Annotated in this window: 4 protein-coding genes; all 4 read right to left on the bottom strand. The window is 60.2% G+C overall.

What is annotated here, in order from left to right; all coding sequences use genetic code 11:
- Positions 1–391: 391 nt before the first annotated feature.
- The 4 genes from PZ897_RS07455 to PZ897_RS07440 all read right to left on the bottom strand — a co-directional run bounded on the left by PZ897_RS07455 (position 392) and on the right by PZ897_RS07440 (position 5969).
- Positions 392–1549 (bottom strand): iron-containing alcohol dehydrogenase, encoded by a 1158-nt coding sequence (locus tag PZ897_RS07455; protein WP_275751303.1) that lies wholly within the window; start codon positions 1547–1549, stop codon positions 392–394.
- Between the two features lie 222 nt (positions 1550–1771).
- Positions 1772–3775, bottom strand: a complete 2004-nt coding sequence (locus PZ897_RS07450) for a putative 2-aminoethylphosphonate ABC transporter permease subunit (protein WP_275751301.1) — start codon at positions 3773–3775, stop codon at positions 1772–1774.
- Between the two features lies 1 nt (position 3776).
- Positions 3777–4868, bottom strand: a complete 1092-nt coding sequence (locus PZ897_RS07445; protein ID WP_275751299.1) for a putative 2-aminoethylphosphonate ABC transporter ATP-binding protein — start codon at positions 4866–4868, stop codon at positions 3777–3779.
- Positions 4869–4946: 78 nt separating this feature from the next.
- Positions 4947–5969, bottom strand: coding sequence for a putative 2-aminoethylphosphonate ABC transporter substrate-binding protein (locus PZ897_RS07440; protein WP_275751297.1), 1023 nt, complete (start codon positions 5967–5969; stop codon positions 4947–4949).
- Between the last annotated feature and the right edge of the window lie 31 nt (positions 5970–6000).

Below are 6000 nucleotides of genomic sequence, written 5' to 3'. Positions count from 1 at the left end.
CTCGTTGTGTGAGCGGTTTATAGGTCCCACCCACACAAAGAGTCAACAGACAAAATTCGAAAAAATCACATTATTTTCACAATAGCGGGAAAACCGCGGTTTCCCCGCCGCGAACCCGCATGAACATCGCGGTTTTCTGCAGATTTTCAACGGGATACAGGGTGCTCAGGCGAGATCGCGGTTTTCCCGGGGACACCCGATGCCGGCGTCACCGCAGGATAAGCCGAGAGGGGGGCGGATTTGCGTTTCGCATCCCTCCCCTTCCTAACCCATATTGCAGGCATGGCGGCTCTCAGTCCGCAGCGACCGGGGACGCCCCATCTCAGCCTGTCCGCCGCCGCACGGTGTTCATCCTCTCGTCAAACCATCCGGGCAGCCGCCCCGGCAGCGATCAGAAGGCTGCGCGGTAAATCGCCAGGGCGTCGGATTCGGTGACCGGACGCGGATTGTTGACCAGCAACCGCGTCTGGTTCATCGCGTCCCGGGCAAGTTTCGGCAACCAGTCCTCGCCGATTCCCATCTCGCGCAGGGTTTGCGGCAGACCGCATGCGGCGGACAGATCGGCCAGCCTGTCGCAAAACAGTGCCACCCGCTCCTGCCCCTGAAAGGACGTGAGCTCGGGAAACACATGCGGCGCCAGATCCACATAGGCCTGATGCGCAGTCGCCGCATTGAAGCGCAGCACATGCGGCAGCACCAGCGCATTCGACAGCCCGTGCGGAATGTGAAAATGCCCGCCCAGGGGATAGGCCAGCGCATGAACCGCCGCCACCGGTGAATTGGCAAAGGCCTGGCCTGCCAGCATCGAGCCCAGCAGCATATCCGCCCTGGCATCCACATCGGCGCCGTTTTGCACCGCCTTGAGCAGGGTAGGCCCCATCAGTTCGAGCGCCTGTTTTGCCAGCAGCCGCGACAGCGGGTTGTTGTTGGCGCTGGCTGATGCATAGGCTTCGATCGCATGCACCATGGCATCGATACCGGTTGCGGCCGTCACCTGCGGCGGAAGGCCATAGGTGAGTTCGGGATCAAGCAGCGCGACATCCGGCAGCAGCACCTGCGAGACCACCCCCATTTTCTCCGCGGCCCCTGTGGTGACAATCGAAATCGGCGTCACCTCTGATCCGGTGCCCGCTGTGGTCGGCACCAGGATCAGCGGCAGCCGCGGCCCCTTGGCTTTTTCAACCCCATACATCGATTTCAACTCTTCTTTGCCAACGCCGAGAAGTGCCACCAGCTTGGCCACATCGAGCGACGAGCCACCGCCAAGGCCGATCACCCCGTCAACAGCCGCCGAGCGGACGATGTCAGCCGCCTCCCGGATCACCGCTTCCGGCGGATCGGCCTGAACCCCGGAGTACAGCGTCACCACGACTCCGTGAGCCTTGAGCGTGGCCACCGCCTGCTCGACGATGCCCGTCGCCATCATTCCCGCATCCGTGACCACACAGACGCGCGCGCCAATGACAGCCCGTGCCAGGCTTCCGATGCTGCCGAGCGAACCGGCCCCGAACCGGATGCTTCTGGTGGTGTTGAAAACAAACGGCGACATTAGGAATTCTCCTGGAAAAGTCCTGTGACACGTGACGGCGGAAGGTCGGGATCAACAGATCCGGGTCTCACAGCGTCGCACAGTCGATCGCTTGCACCAGACTGGCTGGGTGCAAGACTGGTTGGGCGCAAGACTGGCCGCGCCCCATCAAGGTGGCGCATCTGCGAGTCTGATGCAAATGCCAGACGACCGATGCAGGGGGAGGCCGCAGCCCCGCGCCCCTTACCGCCCGCGCCAGCTTTGCGTTCTGCGCAGAATCCTGCGCGAAGCCAGCATGTGCAACAGGCGGGCGCCGGCGTTGGTGTAGAATATCATCATTCCCATTGCCGCCGCGGGCGCAATATCGCCCGCATCATCCATGTTCAGCACCGCCACCGAGGCCAGCGTCGTATGTGTGGAATACAGAAACACCACCGCCGACACGGTCGTCATCGCGTTGACAAACAGATAGATCGAGATGTCCAGGATCGCAGGCAGGCAGACCGGCACAGTCACCCGGGCAAACAAGCGGTAAAACGGTTGACGCAGGGAGCTTGCCACCGGCTCGAACTCGGCATCGATCTGCTTCAACGCTGTCAGCGCGGTCAAATGACCGACCGTATAAAAATGCGTCACGGTCGAGACAACCAGGATCGTCATGGTGCCGTAAATTGCATTCAACGGATTGGCCGGATCGTTGAAGAAGAAGATATAGGCCAGTCCGAGCACCATCCCCGGCACCGCCATCGGCAACATTGCCAGGAACTGAAACATCCCGCGCCCGGTTTTGAAGCCGTCGATCTTTTCCACCATATACGCGCCGGTGAAGACGATCAGCGTGCCGAAAACCGCGGTCATCAGCGCCAACTGGATCGAGTTGGTGTAGGCATCCCAGCCGCCGCCATCGGTGCGGTTGAAATCGTAGTTCTTCAGGCTGAGGCTCAAATCATAGGGCCAGAACTGAACCAACGCCGCAAATTGGCATACGAGAATCAGCCCGAGGATGAAGACCGCCATCACCCCGCACCACATCAGGCACAGTGCCTCGAATGTCTTGTTCGGTTTTGGCTGGAAGGGAACCGACCGGGCCGAAAGCAGCGACACCTGTTTTTTCTGCACCTGCCGGTCGACGATGAACGCCAGCACCGCAGGAATCAGCAAGACCACAGAGACCACCGCCCCCATTTCGAAATTCTGCTGGCCGATCACCTGCTTGTAGATGTCGATCGCCAGCACATTGTACTGCCCGCCGATCACCTTGGGCAGGCCGAAATCGGTGATGACCAGCGTGAAGGTCACGAACGCCGCCGAGATCAGGCCGTAGCGCGCGCCGGGAATGGTCACGGTCCAGAAGGTTCGCCATCTGCTGGCGCGCAAGGATTCCGCTGCTTCATACTGGCGTTGGTCCGCAATCGACAACGCAGTCGAGATGATGATCAGCGCATGGGGAAAGGTGAAGAACACCGATCCGATGACGATGCCTATCGGCCCGTAGATGCTGTGCCCCATCATCAGCGATTTGAGCATGCCCTGATTGCCGAAAAGATAGATCAGCGCGATACCGGGCAGCAGCGATGGCACGAGGATCGGCATCATTGCGACCAGTTTGAAAAACCCCTTGAAGCGCATCAGACTTCGGTTGAGCGAATAGGCGAAGCCGAAAGCCGCCACCACGGTCAGCACGGTGCTGATCACCGCGATAAAGACCGAGTTCTGGATCGAGGAAAACAAGGCCGGGTTGGAAAAATACTCGGAATAGTTCTGCACGCCCACCGATTTGACCGGGCGCAGATTGATGCGGCGGAAAGTGTTGCCGTCAAACTCCTTCCATTCGGTGGTGTTTTGCAGGTCCAGCCCGACCAGATAGGGCGCATCCGGCCCGGTGCCGCGAATACGGTATTTCACCGGACTGCGAAAACTGAAATCCGGAAAGAACGCGGTCGCAGCGAGCCGGCCGTCCGACGACGATCGCAGATCATCGGCGTCAAACACGCCCAGCTCGGCGTTGATGGCGGCGGCGGTTTGCGGCGGTCCGAAATTCCCCGCTTCGTCGCTGACCTGGAATTCATAGCGCGCAAGGTCAAAGCTGTAGGTGACAAAGCTCTTGGACAGCATGGCGTAAAGCGGAAGCGCCAGAGCCACGATCAGATACAATGCGATCACCGCCATGAAGGCGCGCTTGATCGCGCCGTCGCGATCCAGTTTCAGCTTGACCGCGCGGCCGGCAGGAAGGGTTGCATCCGACATCTTACGCCCCTTCCGCAAACACGAGAACGCGTTCCGCCGGAAGTTCCACCGCCATGTCGAGCCCCGGCTTCAGATCGAGCCGCCGCACTGCATTGATGGAGAAGTTGGCGATCAGCTCCTGCCCGCCCAGAATGTCCGATTGCAGACGGCAGCGCCAGAAAGAACCGAGGAACTCCATGTCCACCAGCTGCGCGGGCAACAGGTTGGCCGCCCCTTCCCCTGCTTCGGTGGACAGATGCGGCACCACATCTTCGGGCCGCACCGCCACAGTGACGGAAGCGCCTTCGGCCACGCCCTTCATCTCGGTGCTCAATGAGACCGACCCCAGGGTGACCCGCCCGCCGCTGTAGGTGGTGGCGACCTTGTTGGTCTCGCCAATGAAATCGGCAACGAACAGGGTGGCGGGTTGGCGGTAAATCTCGGTCGGGGTTCCAACCTGTTCGACCGTGCCGTGGTTCATCACCACAATGCGGTCGGCCATCGAAAGCGCTTCTTCCTGATCATGCGTGACCATGATCGTGGTCACCCCGAGCTTGCGCTGCAATTCCTTGATTTCATGGCGCAGATGGACCCGCACCTTGGCATCCAGCGCCGACAGCGGTTCGTCGAGCAGCAACAGGCCGGGATCGATGGCAATGGCGCGCGCGAGGGCAATGCGCTGTTGCTGACCGCCGGAAAGCTGCGCGGGGTATTTCTCCGCCTGCTCGGGCAAACCGACCAGCGCCAGAAGGTCGGCGACGCGGGTCTTGATTTCCTGCTTCGGGCGGCCCGTGTTTTCCAGCCCGAAGGCTATATTGCGCGCCACGGTCAGGTTGGGAAACAACGCATAGGATTGAAACACGATTCCGTAATCGCGTTTCGAGGTCGGCAGGTTCGAAATATCCTGTCCGCCCTGATGGATCTGCCCGCGCGTCTGCGGGTCCAAGCCCGCCACGGCGCGCAGAAGCGTTGTCTTGCCGCACCCCGATGGCCCAAGGAAACAGACAAATTCGCCTTTGCCGATAACAAGATTGATGTCTTTGAGTGCCAGAAAGACGCCAAACGCTTTCCACAGATCTTTGATTTCAAGGTAGGCATCGGCATTGTTTGGCATGACTGGCTTTCCGGATAGGGCAAAGGGCGGGACGCCGCGATGCGGCGTCCCCTGGCTCCGAAGATCAAACGAAACGGATCAGCCCTTGGGTTCGGACTTGGTGTCGTACCGCTTGGCCCATTCTTCGAGGATCTGGCTGCGGTTGTTGGCGGCCCATTCGAAATCGTTGTCGATCATTGCATCGGTGATGCCTTCGGGGAAATAGTCCACAGGCTTGGCGATGCCGGGAATGCCCACCACGGCGTAACCGACATTGTACATCTCCATCGCCTTGGGAGTGATCGACCAGTCCAGCAGTGTCTTCGCAGCCTCTTCGTTGGCTGTGCCTGCAATGATTGCAGTTGCTTCCATGTCCCAGCCCACGCCCTCGGACGGGATGATAATGTCGATCGGCGCGCCCTCGGCCTTGGATTTGGCGCCGCGGAAGGCGAACGAGATGCCGATCACGGTTTCTCCGGACGCAGCCATCTTGCAAGGTTTGGATCCGGAATGGGTATAGGCGGCGACGTTCTGGTGCAGCCCGTCCATGTACTCCCACCCCTTTTCCTCGCCAAAGATCTGCAGCCAGGAAGAAACGTCAAGGAAGCCGGTACCGGAAGAGGCCGGGTTCGGCATGACCACATGGCCTGCATATTCCGGCTTTGTCAGGTCCATCCAGCTCGCCGGCGCAGTCAGGCCAAGCTTTTCGCCCTCAACGGTATTGTAGCAGACCGCGGCAACCCAGGCGTCCATACCCACCCAGGATGGCGGGGTGTCGGAGTCGCGGAAACTGGCGGAAAGCTTGTCCAGCCCTTCCGCGCCATAGGGTGCGAGCATGTCTTCGGTCTTGAGCACCAGGAGTGAGGTAGCCGCAAGTCCCCAGACCACATCGGCCTGTGGGTTGTTCTTCTCAGCCAGCAGTTTGGCGGTGATGACCCCGGTCGAATCGCGCACCCAGTTGATCTTGATGTCCGGGTGATCCTCATTGAAGGTTGCTGCGTAGCGAGCAAGGTCTTCAGCCTCGACGGCAGTGTAGACAGTCAGTTCGGTGTCAGCGAATGCAGCGTTCACGAACAGCGCCGAGGCCGCAACACTCATGCATAGAAAAGATGTTCTTGTCATGGTCATTCCCCTGTTGGGTTGGATGTTATTT

Origin of the sequence: Hoeflea sp. YIM 152468 (assembly GCF_029210485.1) — a bacterium.
Lineage (GTDB): Bacteria > Pseudomonadota > Alphaproteobacteria > Rhizobiales > Rhizobiaceae > Hoeflea.
This window is presented reverse-complemented; position numbering and strand designations above follow the sequence as displayed.

Coding starts and splice junctions, on each gene's coding strand:
- PZ897_RS07455 (WP_275751303.1), bottom strand. CDS start 1,549: ATGTCGCCGTTTGTTTTCAACACCACCAGAAGCATCCGGTTCGGGGCC.
- PZ897_RS07450 (WP_275751301.1), bottom strand. CDS start 3,775: ATGTCGGATGCAACCCTTCCTGCCGGCCGCGCGGTCAAGCTGAAACTG.
- PZ897_RS07445 (WP_275751299.1), bottom strand. CDS start 4,868: ATGCCAAACAATGCCGATGCCTACCTTGAAATCAAAGATCTGTGGAAA.
- PZ897_RS07440 (WP_275751297.1), bottom strand. CDS start 5,969: ATGACAAGAACATCTTTTCTATGCATGAGTGTTGCGGCCTCGGCGCTG.